General features: G+C 69.7%; 14 protein-coding genes. 5 read left to right on the top strand and 9 right to left on the bottom strand.

What is annotated here, in order from left to right:
- Positions 1-31: 31 nt before the first annotated feature.
- The 7 genes from DTS01S_RS07470 to DTS01S_RS07500 form a co-directional block, all read right to left on the bottom strand.
- Complete coding sequence (locus tag DTS01S_RS07470) at positions 32-400, bottom strand: DMT family transporter (RefSeq protein WP_012202070.1); 369 nt, start codon at positions 398-400, stop codon at positions 32-34.
- Complete coding sequence (locus DTS01S_RS07475; protein ID WP_061287506.1) at positions 390-1,331, bottom strand: alpha/beta hydrolase; 942 nt, start codon at positions 1,329-1,331, stop codon at positions 390-392. Before DTS01S_RS07475 ends, DTS01S_RS07470 begins: the two co-directional genes overlap by 11 nt.
- 174 nt (positions 1,332-1,505) lie before the next feature.
- Entirely contained in the window at positions 1,506-2,210 is a 705-nt protein-coding gene (locus tag DTS01S_RS07480) for an MtnX-like HAD-IB family phosphatase (protein WP_061287507.1), read from the bottom strand.
- Positions 2,203-3,147, bottom strand: a complete 945-nt coding sequence (locus tag DTS01S_RS07485; RefSeq protein WP_061287508.1) for an HlyD family secretion protein — start codon at positions 3,145-3,147, stop codon at positions 2,203-2,205. Before DTS01S_RS07485 ends, DTS01S_RS07480 begins: the two co-directional genes overlap by 8 nt.
- Positions 3,144-3,902, bottom strand: coding sequence for an ABC transporter ATP-binding protein (locus tag DTS01S_RS07490; protein ID WP_016447362.1), 759 nt, complete (start codon positions 3,900-3,902; stop codon positions 3,144-3,146). The genes DTS01S_RS07485 and DTS01S_RS07490 overlap by 4 nt, the downstream gene beginning before the upstream one ends.
- Before the next feature lie 15 nt (positions 3,903-3,917).
- On the bottom strand, positions 3,918-5,072 hold the full coding sequence (locus tag DTS01S_RS07495; protein ID WP_016447361.1) for an ABC transporter permease: 1,155 nt from the start codon (positions 5,070-5,072) through the stop codon (positions 3,918-3,920).
- A complete protein-coding gene (locus DTS01S_RS07500) occupies positions 5,069-6,538 on the bottom strand; it encodes an efflux transporter outer membrane subunit (RefSeq protein WP_061287509.1) in 1,470 nt (489 codons plus the stop codon). Before DTS01S_RS07500 ends, DTS01S_RS07495 begins: the two co-directional genes overlap by 4 nt.
- Before the next feature lie 348 nt (positions 6,539-6,886).
- Between DTS01S_RS07500 and DTS01S_RS07505 the strand changes: the two genes are divergently transcribed.
- The 3 genes from DTS01S_RS07505 (at position 6,887) to DTS01S_RS07515 (ending at position 9,912) form a co-directional block, all read left to right on the top strand.
- On the top strand, positions 6,887-7,891 hold the full coding sequence (locus DTS01S_RS07505) for a fimbrial protein (protein ID WP_034365836.1): 1,005 nt from the start codon (positions 6,887-6,889) through the stop codon (positions 7,889-7,891).
- A gap of 132 nt (positions 7,892-8,023) precedes the next feature.
- Positions 8,024-8,749, top strand: a complete 726-nt coding sequence (locus DTS01S_RS07510; protein ID WP_016447358.1) for a response regulator — start codon at positions 8,024-8,026, stop codon at positions 8,747-8,749.
- Positions 8,734-9,912 (top strand): sensor histidine kinase, encoded by a 1,179-nt coding sequence (locus DTS01S_RS07515; protein ID WP_016452240.1) that lies wholly within the window; start codon positions 8,734-8,736, stop codon positions 9,910-9,912. Before DTS01S_RS07510 ends, DTS01S_RS07515 begins: the two co-directional genes overlap by 16 nt.
- A gap of 26 nt (positions 9,913-9,938) precedes the next feature.
- Here DTS01S_RS07515 and DTS01S_RS07520 read toward each other — a convergent pair whose 3' ends face one another.
- The gene (locus tag DTS01S_RS07520) at positions 9,939-10,592 is read right to left on the bottom strand and encodes a TetR/AcrR family transcriptional regulator (protein ID WP_061287510.1); all 654 of its coding nucleotides are present in this window, start codon (positions 10,590-10,592) and stop codon (positions 9,939-9,941) included.
- A gap of 45 nt (positions 10,593-10,637) precedes the next feature.
- Between DTS01S_RS07520 and DTS01S_RS07525 the strand changes: the two genes are divergently transcribed.
- The gene (locus DTS01S_RS07525; RefSeq protein WP_061287511.1) at positions 10,638-12,332 is read left to right on the top strand and encodes an acyl-CoA dehydrogenase family protein; all 1,695 of its coding nucleotides are present in this window, start codon (positions 10,638-10,640) and stop codon (positions 12,330-12,332) included.
- A 45-nt stretch (positions 12,333-12,377) separates the two neighbouring features.
- Entirely contained in the window at positions 12,378-13,898 is a 1,521-nt protein-coding gene (locus tag DTS01S_RS07530; RefSeq protein ID WP_061287512.1) for a class I adenylate-forming enzyme family protein, read from the top strand.
- A 57-nt stretch (positions 13,899-13,955) separates the two neighbouring features.
- On the opposite strand, the gene DTS01S_RS07535 is transcribed toward DTS01S_RS07530, so the two are convergent.
- Positions 13,956-15,083 (bottom strand): siderophore-interacting protein, encoded by a 1,128-nt coding sequence (locus DTS01S_RS07535; protein WP_061287513.1) that lies wholly within the window; start codon positions 15,081-15,083, stop codon positions 13,956-13,958.
- Positions 15,084-15,091: the final 8 nt, after the last annotated feature.

The following is a 15,091-nucleotide window of genomic DNA, read 5'->3' on the forward strand; positions in this document are numbered from 1 at the left end:
CGCGAAGCGACTCAGGGGGTGCTGTTTCATCTCAATGCAGGCCCACGATGGCGACGCCTATGGACACCAGAACGATGCCTGCCACGCGCATGGGTGCCAGCTTCTCGGCAAACAGCAGCCGGCCCGCGATCATGATGGCCACGATGTTGATGGAGCCCAGCAGCACGCCCTCGGACAGCGGCACCAGCGAGAGAAAGGCCAGCCACAGCACGAACTCGGCCACATAGCAGCCCACGCCCAGCCACAGCCAGGGCCTGGAGGCCATGAAGCGCCAGCGTGCCAGGCCGTCGAGATCACCGGGCTGGCTGGCAGCGGCCTTGAAGGCCAGCTGGCCGCCGCTGTCCACCAGCACGTTCAGCACCCACAGCGTGATGACCAGCGGCGAGAGATCACTGCCCATGCGGCGCAGCCTCCACAGCCCGGCCTTCGCGGGGGGCGGCACCGCTGGCGATGCGCGCCACGAACTCGGTGGTGCGCGCGATCACGGTGCGGCGGTCGCGGTCGATGGTGACCATGTGGTAGCTGTTGTCCAGCAGCACCAGCTCGACATGGGCCTGGCTGGCGCCGTGCACGATGTCGTGGGCGTTGGCCACCGACGAGATGTCGTCGTTGCGCGCATGGATGACCAGGCAGGGCGAGCGCAGCTGGGGCAGGCGCGCCAGCACGTGGGCCGAGAGGCGGCGCAGCTCGATGATGGACCACCAGGGATTGCCCGGCAGGCCGGCCGCCGCGCTGTCGCCCGAGTGCATCTGCTCGACCACGCGTGCGCGCAGGGCCTCGTCCTTGATGCCGTAGGGCGGCTGCTCCATGAACACGCTGCGGCGGCCAACGCCCAGCGCGCGGAACAGCGGCAGCAAAAAGGCCAGGCGCGTGTAGAAGGGGATGCTCCAGCCGTCGTAGCGGAAGGTGGTGGACAGGGCGCAGACGCCGTCCACCTTGTCGGGATGACGCTGGGCCACGGCCAGCGAGAGCACGGCGCCCATGGACAGGCCGCCGACCACCACATGGTCCACATGCTGCGACAGCCGCTGCAGGCCGCCTTCCACGCTGGCCAGCCAGTCGGTCCAGCGCGTGTCCACGAGATCTTCCATGCTGCCGCAATGGCCGGCCAGCTGGACCGCATAGACGGTGAAGCCCTGCTTGTTCAGCCCCTTGGCCAGCAGGCGCATCTCGGCCGGCGTGCCCGTGAGCCCGTGCACCAGCAGCACGCCGGTGCGCGCGGCCGCGCCCGTGCCGGGCATGACGAATTCATGCTCGGTCACGCAGACGCTTTCCAGCCCCGTGGCAGGCTCGCTGCGCTGAACCAGGGAGAGCCCATCACTCAAATTCATGTCAATTTTCCATGACGCTGCGCGTCGCCCTCTGACCATGAAAATGGCGTGCCCTGAAGCCAGAGACACCAAGGAAGGGCCTTGGCCGGCCGCGCCGCCCCGCACCGAAGGTGTCGTCCCCCTTGGGGGGCGCCGTGCAACGGGAAGGCGCGAAGCGACTCAGGGGGTGGTACGTCATGCCAGCGCCTCCAGGCCCAGGACCACCTTGTCGAGCAAGGCCGTGGCCTGCTCGAAATGCTCGAAGGGCGCATGGGCGATGCCCCGGCTTTCGCAGTGGGCGATGAGCTTGTACTTGGCCAGCACGAAGTCGGCGCGGCCCGAGACGCAGAAGTCCGAGGTGCTGTCGCCCACATAGAGCACGCGGCCATGCTGGGCCTGCTGCTCGGCCAGGCGCTCGCACTTGCAGTTGCCGCTGGCGCGCGCGCACTGCGCGCTGGCCCAGGGCGAGTCCAGGCGCCAGCTGCGCTCGCCGGTCGGCACCAGACGGTTGGCGATGACCTGCAGATGGCCCAGGCCATGGCGTTCCAGCACATGGCGTATGGCGTAGTCGATGCCGTCGCTGACCACCTGCACCACCATGCCGTGGGCCTGGGCGGCCGCCACGAAGCCGGCGAAGCCGGGATCGATCTCGATGGTGTCCAGGTGGGCGCGCAGCTCGGCCTCGTCCATGTCCAGCAGCGCGACCTGGCCCTTCATGCATTCGCGCGAGCCGATCTCGCCGCGCTCCCAGGCGTCTTCCAGCTCCTGCCAGCCGGGCTTGCCGAAGCGGTTGAGCAGGGTGTCGGTCACGTCCAGCAGGCTGATCGTGCCGTCGAAATCGCTTTGCACCATCCAGCCGAGCGCGGCGGTGTCCAGATACAGGGGAATGCGCTTATTCATGGAACTGCACCCTTACGTTTTGGCCCACGCGCACGGCGGCGGCGGGAGCTTGCTCGAAGACCAGCACACATTCGATGACACGCACCGGCCCGCGCTGCTGGTCGTCCTGCAGCCGCGCCGTGCCATAGACGGGGCTGATGCGCAGCACGCGTGCCGAAGGCAGCTGCTGCTGTGCGGAGCCATCGGCATCCAGCGTCACCGTGGCCCGCATGCCTTCGCGCACGGCGGCGGCGAAGCTTTCGTTGATTTCGGCGCGCACCTGCAGCGGGCGCTGCGGCAGCAGCACCACGGCCGGCGTGCCGGGCACGGCCTGGCTGCCCGCGTGGGTGGCCAGGCGCACCACGGTGCCGGCCTCGGGCGCGCGCAGTTCCTGGCGCTTGTGCTGGGCGCGCAATTGTTCGAGCTTGCGCTGTGCCACCTGGGCCTCGGCCGCGGCCACGTCGATCTCGGCCTGGGCATCGCGCAGCGCCTGCGCGGCCTCGTCCACGTTCTGCGCATCGGCGGCGCCCTCGCGGGCCGCTGCCTGCCAGCGCGCCAGGGTCTGCTTGAGCTGGGGCAGGCGCGCGGCGCGTGCCTTCTGGCGGGCCTTGGCCAGCTGGGCTTCGGACTCGGCCACGGCCAGGTCGGCCTGGCCCGTCTCGTCGGCCAGCCTCAGCAGCAGCTGGCCGCGCTGCACGGACTGGCCTTCCTTGACGGACAGCTGCTGTACCACGCCGGCCACGGCGGGCGACAGGTCCAGCAGCCCGCCTTCCACCTCGATCTTGCCGCGCGCCACCGCCACTGCCGCCGGGCCGCTTTGCTGCGCCCTGGAGCTGGCCTGGCCCGCATTGGCGGGCGCATCGTGCGAAGGACCGCAGCCCGCCAGCAGCGCGGCGGCGGCCAGCGCCGCAGCCAGTCCGGCAGTGGAAGCGGCAAGGCCGCTCAGGGGGTGCTTCATTGTTTTTCCTTCAACGGGGAGGTCTGGCGCCAGTCGCTGCGGATGGCGCCGTCCTCCATGCCGAGCACGCGGTCGGCATGGCGCACCAGGCGCGGGTCATGGCTCACGCACAGCACGGTCGTGCCATGGTTGCGCGCCGCGCGGTGCAGGATGTCGATGACGCGCTGGCCGCTTTCGGCATCCAGCGCACTCGTGGGTTCGTCGGCGAACAGCAACTGCGGCGCCTTGGCCATGGCGCGCGCAATGGCCACGCGCTGCTTTTCGCCGCCCGACAGTTCGGCCGGGCGCATGTGGGCGCGGTGGGACAGGCCGACCTCGTCCAGCGCCTGCTGCGCGCGGCGCAGGGCCTCGTCGCTGCGCAGGCCCATGTAGCCCAGGGGCAGCTGCACCTGCTCGATGGCCGTCAGTGCCGGGAACAGGTTGAAGCCCTGGAAGACGAAGCCCGTGTGGCGCAGACGAAACTTCTCCAGCGCTCGCGTGCCCAGCTTGCCCAGGTCCTCGCCCAGCGCCATGGCGTAGCCGCTGTCCGGCGCCTGCAGGCCCGACATCAGCGACAGCAGGGTGCTCTTGCCGCAGCCCGAAGGGCCAGAGATCAGGCTCAGTTCGCCCGCGTACAGCGATACCGACAGGCCCTGCAGCACCTGCACGCTGACCATGCCCGACAGGAAGGACTTGCACAGCCGCACGGCCTCCAGGCTGGGCGCCGTGCGAGGCACCGCCGTGGGCGCGGGGGAAGAGGCATTCATCACGTTCATGGTGTCTGGAAGTCTTCAGCGCAGCAGCGTGGCCGGGTCGGCGCGCAGCAGGCTGCGCATGGCGCCCAGGCCCGACAGCAGGGACAGCACGGCCACCAGCACGGCACAGGCCAGCACGGCCGATGCGTTCAGCGCCACGGGCACGCGGTAGGCCGTGGCCACGGCCAGCAGCACGGCGCTGGCCAGCGCGGCCATCACGAAGCCCAGGCCGCCGATCCAGCAGGCCTGCTCCACCACCACGCGGCCCAGGGCCGCGCGGCTCACGCCCAGCGCGTTGAGCACGGCGTACTCGCGCGACGAGGCAGCCACCACGGCCTTGAGCGACTGGCTGGTGACCACCGAGCCCACCAGGCAGACGATGACGGCCATGAACAGCACGCCCGCGCCGGCGCCCGTGTCGAACATCCAGTAGCGCTGCGAGCGCCGCGCGAATTCCTTGGCTGTCCATGCCTCGTAGGGGCCGAAGCTGGGCGTGGACTGGTTCAGGCGCTGCTGGACGGCCTTGGCCGAGGCGCCGGGGCGCACGCGCGCCACGAAGTAGGTGCTGCCCTGGCCCGGGTCACCGGCAATCTCGCGCGCCGTGGCCAGCGAGGCCAGCACGTTCACGCCGCCCAGGCCGCGCAGCCCGTCCACGGCGGCCACCACCTGCACGCGGTGGTTGTTGACCCAGGCCACGCCGCCCTCGCTGGCGCCCAGCGTCTGCAGGTCGGCCCGGTCCACGATCACGGCGCCGGGTTCGCGCAGGCGCTGCCGCTGCCAGGGCTGGAGCACGCGGGAAAACAGCATGGAGGCATCATCGGTGGCAATGCCGGACAGGTAGACCGACACGCCGCCGCCGTGTTCGCTGGCCGCGCCGCCGGCCGGCGTGCTGGAGCGCCAGTCGCCATCGACCCAGACGTAGGGCTCGACGGCAGTGATGTCCGGGTCCATGCGCAGGCGCATGTCCACGTCGCGGCCGATGGTGCGGCCGAAATTCACGCTCTGCGTGCCCGGGTAGCCGATCCACAGATCGGCCGAGGACGCCGTCACATACAGCGCGGCCGATCCGAAGATGCCCAGCACCAGCGCGGCCTGCATGGCCAGCAGCACGCCGGAGAAGCCCACCGCGAAGACGGAGGGAATGAACCGGCGCCACTCGTGCACCAGCGTCTTGCGCGCCAGCGCGATCATGAGGATGCCCCCTGAGCCACGGGCGCAGGGCCGTTGCCGGAATCGTCCTCCGGCCTGTCCTCGGCAGGCAGCGGCGCGCCGCCCAGGGCCTTGTACAGCGCCACATAGGCCAGGGCATGGGCGGCCAGGGCGGTGGTCTGCTCGCTGCGCGCCTGCAATGCGGCACGCCGGGACGCCAGACCACCGAACTCGCTGTCCAGGCCCAGCTTCTGGCGCTGGTGCTGCACGCGTTCGCGCTCGGCCAGCACCTGCTGCGAGTCCTGCAGCGCGGCGATGCGCTGGCGCTGGGCACCGATGGCGGCCAGTGCGGACTCGACCTCGGCCACGCCGTCCAGCACGCTCTGGCGGTAGCCCTGGATGGCAGCCTGCAGCGCCAGCTCGCTGGCATCGGCCTGCGAGCGGCGACGGCCCCAGTCGAACAGGGGAATGTCGATCTGCGGCCCGAAGGTGGGCGCGTTGTCCTGCGTGGTGCGCAGGTTCTGGGTGATGTTGAACGAATACAGCAGCGAGCCGCCGATCACGAAGCGCGGGTACAGCGCCGCTTGCGCAATGCCCTGCTCGGCTGCGGCGCGTTCCACGCCGGCCTGCGCCACCTGGATGTCGGGGCGCGTGCGCAGCAGGTCGGCCGGAAGGACCGCCACGCCCAGCGCCTGCGGGCCGGGCAGCGGCGCTGTCGCATCGGCCTGCAGCCATTGCGCATCGGGCCGTGTGCGGCCCAGCAGTGCGGCCAGCATGTGGGCGCTGCGGGCCTGGGTTTCACGCAGGCCCGCACGCAGGGCAGCGCTCTGGCCGGCCTGCAGCTGCAGCTGGCGCACGGCCTCGGCCGTGCCCAGGCGCTGCTGCTGGCGCACCTGGGCCAGTTGCAGGGCACGCGCGTCCAGCTGCGCCTGCTCGTCGATCAGGGCCAGCTGGCGCTGGGCCATGCGGATGTCCAGGTAGCGGTGCACCACGTCGGCCACCAGGGCCACGCGCGCTGCCTGCAGGCGGCCCCGTGCATCGAGCACGGCAGCTGCGGCATTGCGCTCGCCGGCCTCGCGGGCGCCGAACAGGCCCAGGTCCCAGCTCACGTCGATGCTGGCGTGGAAATACGAGTCGATGGCTGCGATGTCCTGCAGCGTGCGCGCACCGGCCGTGAACACGGGCCGGAAGGCAGCGCCGGCCGTGCCCGCCAGCAGCCGCTGCTGGCGCAGGCGCGACTGGGCCTGGGACAGATCGAGGTTGGCGGCCAGCGCCTCCTCGACCAGGGTGTTGAGGGATTCATCGCCCCAGGCCTTCCACCAGCCCTGCAGGTCGGGTGCGGCGGCCGAGCCAGATGCGCCCGGCGCGGCGGCGGGCAGGGGCTGTGTCCACTGCGCAGGCACCGAGCCGTCGAGCTGTGCCGGGGGCGGCGATGAGCAGCCGGCCAGCGCCAGGGCGGCGCCCAGGCACAGGCTGGAGAGGCGTTGCGTCGCGGCGGCGTGGTTCACGGGATGGACAGGCGGGAGGGGATGATCGAGGGGGAGGACCGGGAAAACGAGGCCAGGGAACCATGTCCCCGGATAGCCATTGGACGCGGCCAAGCTTGCGCGAGGTTGCAGGCTTTATGGAGGAAACATGGAGAACGCGGCGCCGTGCGCAAGCCTCTCTTGCCCATCCCGGGCGGGAGTCAGTCGCGGACCGCGCCAGATTACCGCGGACTCGGATGATTCCGAGTTTATTTTCAGAACACTCCGATTCCAATGCCGCATACAGGTCGGTATATTGACCGGATATCGCGCCCGGTGCCGCCTGTCCCAAGGACATTGATCCATATCTTCCTGGCTGGAGTCCACAGCATGCCTTTCACAGCCATCTTGCGCCATGCATTGGCCATGCCGCTCCTCTTGATTTTCTTCATGGCCCCTATTTCATCCTGGGCCCGTTGTTCCTCCCAGGGCTGGAATGCCCAGTTTCCGGGTTCGGCCAACACCCCCACCATCGTCAACGAAAATTATCCGATTGGCAGCGTTGTCTATTCCAGGACAATGGCTTTGCAAAATACCGGGGCCGGCAGCTACCACATTTCTTGCGACAATGATTTTTATTACATAGAAGGCATTGGAACGGAAAGCGGTGGAATATATTCCACCTCCATTCCCAACCTGGGCATGAGAATCACGTGGGAAAGAGCCGCGCCTTATTCCGGGTCCATGCTGAAACAGGGCATATTCCATTCACTGCCAAGCAACAACATGACCATCGAGCTCGTGAAAACCGGGGAACTCACATCTGGCGGTTTCCTGAATGGCAGCTTCGCACGAATCTACTCTGGGACCAGCAATGCCCGTGACTTGCTGGCCACGGTATTCTTTTCGAGTGGCATCACCGTCAACGTCAGCAGCCGCCCCAGGCCGCCGACCTGCCGGGTGTCCACGGGCAAGATCGACGTGGCCATGGCCCCCGCCCCGTTCGCCGATTTCAAGGGAATCGGGACCGTCACGGCAGCCAAGGACTTCAGCATCGAGTTGACCTGCGCGGGAGGCGAAGCCAATACACGCCTGACCGCCTTCATCACGCTGACGGACGCCACCCAGGCGACCAACCGATCGAGCACGCTGACGCTGGCCCAAAACTCCAAGGCCCGGGGTGTCGGCATACAGGTACTGAGAAACAACGTGCCCGTGAGCTTCGGCCCCGACTCCGGCAGCCTGGGCAATGCCAACCAATGGAATGCGGGCCAGGTCGCACAGGGGCAGAACAGCCTGAAGATTCCGCTGAGCGCGCGCCTGGTGCAGACAGCCGGCAGCGTGACACCTGGCGTGGCCTATGGCAGGGCGACCTTCACGATGAGCTACCAATAGCCGCTGATGGGCCTGCAGGAAATGAACAGCGCCAGCCTTGCGCGCGATTGCAGACTTCGTGGAGCCAATATGGAGGGCTGCGGCTCGCAGGGCATCGCACCATAATGTGCGCTTGGCCCTGCCAGCTTTCCCATGAACTCCACAGCACAGCCAACGGCAACCACCCCCCTCGTGCTCGTCGTCGAAGACGAGCCCGCCATCGCCAGCATCCTGACGGCCTATCTCGAGCGGGACGGGCTGCGTTCGCGCATGGCCTCGGACGGGCAGGAGGCGCTGCAGCTGTTCCGCCAGCTGCGGCCCGATCTGGTGCTGCTGGACATCCACCTGCCCGGCATGGATGGCATCGACGTGCTGCGCGCCATCCGCGATGACAGCCAGACGCCCGTGATCATGGTCACGGCCCTGGCCGACGATGTGGACAAGCTGCTGGCCCTGCGCCTGGGCGCCGACGACTACGTGGTCAAGCCCTTCAATCCGCCCGAGGTGGTGGCCCGCGTGCGCGCCGTGCTGCGCCGCACCCAGGCACGCAAGAACCCGGCGCCCGCGCCCATCCGCGTGGGCCCCATCGAGATCGATACCGAGGCGCACAGCGCCGTGGTCTACGACAACGAGGGCCGCGCCCTGCCACTGCCCCTGACGCTGACCGAGTTCCGCCTGCTGGCCTGCCTGGCGGCCCAGCCCCGGCGCTGCTTCTCGCGCTCCCACCTGATCGAGCACTGCCTGCCCGAGAGCGATGCGCTGGAGCGCGTCATCGACTCGCACCTGTCCAAGCTGCGCCGCAAGCTGCAGCTGGCCGGCCAGGAAGGCCTGATCGAAACCGTGCGTGGCATCGGCTACCGGCTATGGCCCTGGGACTGAGGCCCAACCGCATCTGGGTGCGCTTCGGCCTGTGGATCACGGCCACAGTGCTCAGCACCATCGCCCTGCTGGCCATCGGCGTGCTGGTGTTCTCCGAGATCCAGTACCGCGACTTCTACAACAGCCTGCCGCCGGCCGTGCAGATCGAGCTGGACGAACTCAACGCCCAGTCGCTGGAGGACAGCCCGCGCGCCATGCAGATCTATGGCCAGTACTGGACGGGCGATCTGCTGTTCGGCGAGAAATGGTCGCTGGTCATCGGCCTGCTGGTGTGCCTGCCCTTCGGACTGGCCGTGGGCTTTTGGGTGTCTCGCCTGGTGACGCGGCCCCTGGCGTCCATGGTCGAGGTGGCCAAGCGCGTGGAGCTGGGCGACTTCAGCGCGCGCGCCCTGCCCGGCAAGGCCCACGGCGAGATGGCCGAGATGGTGGTGGCCTTCAACCGCATGATCGATTCGCTGGAGACGCTGGAGACCGAGCGCCGCGCCACGGCGGCCTCGATCTCGCATGAGCTGCGCACGCCGCTGACGGTGCTGCAGGCGCGACTGCATGCCATCTGCGATGGCGTCATCGCGGCGGACGACACCGAATTGAACACCCTGCTGTCCCAGGTCGAGCACCTGGGCCGGCTGGTGGACGACCTGCACACGCTGTCCATGGCCGATGCAGGCCAGCTCTCGCTGCAAAAGCAGCGCATGGACCTGACCCTGCTGGTGGCCGAGACGCTGGACCAGCTCCACCCCCAGCTGCAGCAGCACGGCATGCAGCTGGACCTGTCCCTGCCCGGCCCCACCGACGAAGGCATGACCGACATCCGCGCCGATGCCGACCGCATGCGCCAGATCCTCTCCAACCTGGTCAGCAACGCCATGCGCCATGCGGCCAGCGGCGCCTGGCTGGGCGTGGCGCTCACGGTGGAGTCCGATATCGAAGGCCGCGCCTGGACCGTGCTGCGCATCAGCGATGCAGGCCCCGGCCTGCCCAGCGAGCTGCGCGCCCATCCCTTCCAGCGCTTTGCCCAGGTGCCCGGCAAGCGCCGCCGCGAGGGCTCTGGCCTGGGCCTGTCCATCGTCAAGGCGCTGACCCTGTCCCAGGGCGGCAGCGTGGAGGCCGACGATTCCGAGCGGGGCGGCGCCCGCTTCACGCTGCGCTTTCCGCGCATCTGAGTCTCGGGCCCCTGGGCCCTGAGGGACTACGCAGCCTGCGCCTTGCGCAGCAGCGCATGAATGGCCCAGCCCAGCGGCTCGCGCAGTTGCTGCGGCGTCTGCTGCGGCCCCAGCGCCAGCAGCGACTGCGACACCCAGCCATAGGTCATCGTGTGCAGCAGCCGCGCAAGGGGCTGGGCCGGCTCGGGCAGCGGCGGATCGCAGTCCTGCAGCGCCATGGCCCACAGCTGCACATAGGCCTGGTAGTGGCGCCGGAAGGGCTCGGGCGCGGACACCTTGCGCTCGAGCATGAACAGCGCAGCCCACATCGGCGCCTCGCGCGCAATGCCGTCCACCAAGGTGTCCAGCAGCCGGTCCACGCGCGTGGCCGGCGCCATGCCGGCGCATCCCTGCAGCGCCTGCAGTCCCTGGGCATGCAGGGCCTGCACCTGGCGGTGGATGCACATGGCCGCCAGCGTGTCCATGTTGCCGAAGTATTCGTAGAAGGTGCCCAGGCCCACGCCGGCCACGGCCGCCACCTCGCGCACCGTGGTGCGCTCGTAGCCCTGCTCGATCACAAGCCGAACAAAGGCGTCCTGCAGCGCCTGCGAGGTGGCCTGCGCGCGCGATTGCAGGGGGCGGCGCCGCACTTTGGGCGGCTGCGGCTGCTGCCGTGAAACCCGAACACCTTTGCTGGGCATTTTTCCTAGACTTTTGCGTTGAGATCCACGATCACGGAGACACGCATGAGCACCGGCCAAACTTTGCAGACACGGCACACCTGGAACACGCACGACGTCCTGAACCAGGTCGACGAACTCACCGACTTCAACCTGCTGGAGGCCGACCCCGCCCTGGCCGAGGCCCTTCAGCGCAGCGGCGCTGCGCGCCACATCCCTTCGCTGTCGCGCTATGCGCAGCAGCTGGGCGAGCGCGCCACCTGGGAGCTGGCCGAGCAGGCCAACCGCCACACGCCCGAGCTGCACCGCTTCGACGCACGCGGCCGCATCATCGACGCCGTGGAGTTCCACCCGAGCTGGCACACGCTGCTGGGACTATACCGGCAGCAGGGGCTGATCTCCCTGCCCTTCGAGGACAGCAGCGCGGGCCGCTGGAGCGCCTGGGCCGCAGGTTTCTACCTGCACGGCCAGGTCGAACAGGGCACGCTGTGCCCGGCCACCATGACCACGGCCGCCATCCCGCTGCTGCAAAAGGAACCGGCGCTGTGGCAGCAGCTGCAGGGCAAGCTGTTCAGCCACGAATACGATCCGCGCGACCTGCCCGTAGCCGACAAGGCATCGATGTGGCTGGGCATGGGCATGACCGAGAAGCAGGGCGGCTCCGACGTGCGCGCCAACACCACGGTGGCCATGCCGGTGCACGCCGGCGGGCGCGGCGGCGAGTACCTGCTGCGCGGCCACAAGTGGTTCTTCTCGGCCCCCATGTGCGATGCCCACCTGGTGGTGGCGCGCATGGGGGAAGGCGGTGGGCAGGCCTGCTTCTACGTACCGCGCTGGCGCCCCGACGGCACAAAGAATGCGGTGCGCGTGCAGCGCCTGAAGGACAAGGTCGGCAACCGCAGCAACTCCAGCAGCGAGGTGGAGTTCGAGGACGCCTGGGGCATCCTGATGGGCGAGGAAGGCCGGGGCATTCCCACCATCATCGAGATGGCCACCTACACGCGCCTGAACTGCGTGCTGGGCAGCGCCGCCATCCTGCGCTCGGCCACGGTGCAGGCCCTGGCCTATGCGCGCCGGCGCAGCGTCTTCGGCAAGCGGCTGGCCGAGCAGCCGCTGATGCGCAGCGTGCTTGCCGACCTGGCGCTGGAGAGCGAGGCCGCGCTGCAGATCGCCATGCGCCTGGCCCAGGCCTATGAGCGTGGAGGCGACGAGGGTGATCCGCTGGAACGCGCCTGGAAACGCATCATGACGCCGGCGGCCAAGTTCTGGGTCTGCAAGCGCGGCGTGGAGTTGACGGGCGAGGCCATGGAGGTGCTGGGCGGCAACGGCTATGTGGACACGGGCGTGATGGCGCGCCTGTTCCGCGAGGCGCCCGTGAACTCGATCTGGGAAGGCTCGGGCAACGTCATGTGCCTGGACGTGCTGCGCGCCATCTCGCGCGAGCCCGACGGCGCGCAGCTGCTGCTGCAGGACCTGATCGACACGGCGGCGGGCGAGCCCGCGCTGCTGCAGCAGGCGCAGTCGCTGGCCCGGCGCCTGTCCGGCCCGCCTGACCAGCTCGAGGCCCAGGCACGCCGCCTGGTGCAGGACCTGGTGCTGCTGGCCCAGGCCTGCCTGCTGCGCCGCCATGCGCCGCCCGCCATGGCCGACGGCTTCATCGCCACGCGCCTGGGCGCGCAGCAGGGCGCCATGGTGGCGGGCGCCTTCGATCCCGCAGGCCTGGACATTGCCGCCATCCTGCAGCGCGCGCTGCCCGCCTGAAGTGGCCGCCGGCCCACCACACAACAAAGCACAAGGAGACAAGACATGAACCTGCTCGACGCCTTCGACAGCGCCGTGCGCAAGACGCCTGCCAAGGCCTTTCTGCGCGACCGCGGCGCCTCCATCAGCTATGCCGACATGCAGCGGCGCTCGCAGCGCGCGGCCGCCGTCCTCCAGGCCCAGGGCGTGGGCCGGGGCGATACCGTGGCCCTGATGTGCCTGAACACGCCGGGCTTTGTCGAAGCCCTGTTCGGCGCCTGGCGCCTGGGCGCCGCGCTGGTGCCCGTCAACCACAAGCTGCAGGCGCCCGAGCTGCAGTACATCCTCGGCCACGCACAGTGCAAGGCCCTGGTGTTTGACGCCGCACTCGCGCCCGTGGTCGCCGCCGCGCCACACCCCTGCGCCCGCCTTGTGACCGAGGCGCAAGAGGCCGTCCCGGGTGTCCAGGACTGGGACACGCTGGTGGCGGCCGCCAGGCCCCTGGAAGGCGCGCGGCCCGCCGATGGCGACATCGCCCAGGTGCTCTACACCTCCGGCACCACGGGCCGGCCCAAGGGCTGCCTGCTGAGCCATCGCGCCGTCACGCTGGCGGCGATCACGGCCGCGCTGGGCCTGTCCATCACGCGCGAGGAACGCACGCTGATGGCCATGCCCATCTGGCATTCCTCGCCGCTCAACAACTGGTTTGGCGGCACGCTGTACATGGGCGGCACCGTGGTGCTGCTGCGCGAGTACCACCCGCAGCATTTCCTGCAGGCCGTGCAGGACGAGGGCGTGACGCTGTACTTCGGCGCCCCCGTCTCCTACTTCGCGCCGCTGCAGATGCTGCCCGACTTTGCCCGCTACGACCTGAGCAGCGTGCGCGCCTGGGTCTACGGCGGCGGCCCCATCGGTGCCGACATGGCGCGCAAGCTGGCCACGGCCTACCGCAGCGACCGCTTCTACCAGGTCTACGGCATGACCGAGACCGGCCCCACGGGCACCACGCTCTACCCCGAGGAGCAGGTGGAGCGCGCAGGCTCCATAGGCCGCGTGGCCTTGCCCGGCGTGGACATGCGCGTGGTGCGCGACGACGGCGAGGATGCCGGCCCGGGCGACACCGGCGAGATCTGGCTGCGCACCGGCAGCGTGATGGACGGTTATCTGCACGACGCCCAGGCCACGGCCGCCGCCTTCGCGCCCGGCGGCTGGTACCGCACGGGCGATCTTGCGCGCCTGGACGGCGCGGGCTATCTCTTCATCGTGGACCGGACCAAGGACATGGTCATCACAGGGGGCGAGAACGTGTATTCCAAGGAGGTGGAGGATGCGATCTCGGCCCATCCCCAGGTCGCCGACGTCGCCGTCGTGGGCCGGCCCCACCCCGAATGGGGCGAGACCGTCGTCGCCCACGTGGTGACGCGCGGCGAGGCCGCGCCGGAGGCCGAGGCACTGCAGCAGTTCCTGGCCGACAGGCTGGCGCGCTACAAGATCCCGCGTGAATTCGTCTTTGCGGCCAGCCTGCCGCGCACGCCCACAGGCAAGCTGCAGAAGTTTCTGCTGCGTCAGGAGCGCAGCGCCCCCTGAGGCGCCGGCCTCCTGCGTGGCCTGCTTCGCGGCCTACTTGGCGGCCTACTTGGCGGCCTACTTCGCGGCCTTGAAATCCGACTCGCTCATGCCCCGCCGCCAGTAGGCCACGACCAGCTGCTCGTGCTTTTCCAGCCCGCGCTCCTCGCGCGCCCACTGGCGCACGGCCTGGGCGGTGTCGAACTCGCCAGCGGCCCAGACGAAGCGGCTGGCGGGATGACCGGCCAACGCATCCGGCCAGCGCACGGCGCGCAGCGCGTCGATCAGCAGCGTGGTGGTCCCGGCCTCGGCAGCGCCCCGGTGCAGCCAGTGCCATTGCAGGCCTTCGGGCGCCTGCACGGGCTGCTCGTCCTGCGGGCCCTGGACTTCGGCAAACACATGGCCGCGCGTGTGCGCGGGCAGGGCGGCCGCAATGCGCAGCATGGCGGGCAGGCCGGTGTCGTCGCCGGCCAGCAGCATCCAGTCGGCCGGGGTGGCCGTGCGCCCGCCGGGGCCGGTCATGCCGATGCGCTGGCCCGGCTGGGCGCGCGCGGCCCAGGCCGACCCGGGGCCGGCGTCCTCGTGCAGCACGAAGTCCACGTCGATCCATCCGTTGGCGCCGCCCGCCTCGCTGTCCACGCCATCCACACCCATCGCACGCATGGTGTACGTGCGCATGTCCAGGCGCATGTCACCCTCGGGCAGGCGCAGCAGGCCGCTGGCCGACAGCGTGGGCCATTCGGGCTCGGTCACGCCGGGCTGGGGGAACAGCAGCTTGACGTGGATGTGGGTGTCCTGCGCATAGCGCGCCATGTCGTCGCAGGCAAAGCGCACGCGGCGCATGTGCGGCGTGAGGTCGTGCACGGCCAGCACCTGCAGCACGCGGAAGGCCGGCGGGCGCTGCAGCGCGGCGCCGTCACCCTCCCAGGCCAGGGAGCCGTCGGCGGCGCCCGTGGCCTCCAGCAGCAGGTGGGCCAGCATGAGCTTCATGTCCTGCAGCAGTTCCACGCCGGGCGCGGCCACCTCGGCATGCACCTGCCGGCCCTCCAGCCACAGCTGGCCCCGGCCGCCTTCGTAGTCGGCCACCCAGCGCGTGCCTTCGCGGCGCACGGTGATGTCGTGCTCCTGCATGTGCCCGACGATGGCGGCAATGGCTTCGTCGGGCCTGTCCATGTGCACCGAGGTGCGCGCCTGCAGCTGTGTCATTCGCGTAT

The organism is Delftia tsuruhatensis NBRC 16741 (assembly GCF_001571325.1).
Lineage (GTDB): Bacteria > Pseudomonadota > Gammaproteobacteria > Burkholderiales > Burkholderiaceae_C > Comamonas > Comamonas tsuruhatensis.

Excerpts from the sequence above, each read along its gene's own strand:
- DTS01S_RS07470 (WP_012202070.1), bottom strand. The coding sequence starts at position 400 with ATGGGCAGTGATCTCTCGCCGCTGGTCATCACGCTGTGGGTGCTGAAC.
- DTS01S_RS07475 (WP_061287506.1), bottom strand. The coding sequence starts at position 1,331 with ATGAATTTGAGTGATGGGCTCTCCCTGGTTCAGCGCAGCGAGCCTGCC.
- DTS01S_RS07480 (WP_061287507.1), bottom strand. The coding sequence starts at position 2,210 with ATGAATAAGCGCATTCCCCTGTATCTGGACACCGCCGCGCTCGGCTGG.
- DTS01S_RS07485 (WP_061287508.1), bottom strand. The coding sequence starts at position 3,147 with ATGAAGCACCCCCTGAGCGGCCTTGCCGCTTCCACTGCCGGACTGGCT.
- DTS01S_RS07490 (WP_016447362.1), bottom strand. The coding sequence starts at position 3,902 with ATGAACGTGATGAATGCCTCTTCCCCCGCGCCCACGGCGGTGCCTCGC.
- DTS01S_RS07495 (WP_016447361.1), bottom strand. The coding sequence starts at position 5,072 with ATGATCGCGCTGGCGCGCAAGACGCTGGTGCACGAGTGGCGCCGGTTC.
- DTS01S_RS07505 (WP_034365836.1), top strand. The coding sequence starts at position 6,887 with ATGCCTTTCACAGCCATCTTGCGCCATGCATTGGCCATGCCGCTCCTC.
- DTS01S_RS07510 (WP_016447358.1), top strand. The coding sequence starts at position 8,024 with ATGAACTCCACAGCACAGCCAACGGCAACCACCCCCCTCGTGCTCGTC.
- DTS01S_RS07515 (WP_016452240.1), top strand. The coding sequence starts at position 8,734 with ATGGCCCTGGGACTGAGGCCCAACCGCATCTGGGTGCGCTTCGGCCTG.
- DTS01S_RS07520 (WP_061287510.1), bottom strand. The coding sequence starts at position 10,592 with ATGCCCAGCAAAGGTGTTCGGGTTTCACGGCAGCAGCCGCAGCCGCCC.
- DTS01S_RS07525 (WP_061287511.1), top strand. The coding sequence starts at position 10,638 with ATGAGCACCGGCCAAACTTTGCAGACACGGCACACCTGGAACACGCAC.
- DTS01S_RS07530 (WP_061287512.1), top strand. The coding sequence starts at position 12,378 with ATGAACCTGCTCGACGCCTTCGACAGCGCCGTGCGCAAGACGCCTGCC.
- DTS01S_RS07535 (WP_061287513.1), bottom strand. The coding sequence starts at position 15,083 with ATGACACAGCTGCAGGCGCGCACCTCGGTGCACATGGACAGGCCCGAC.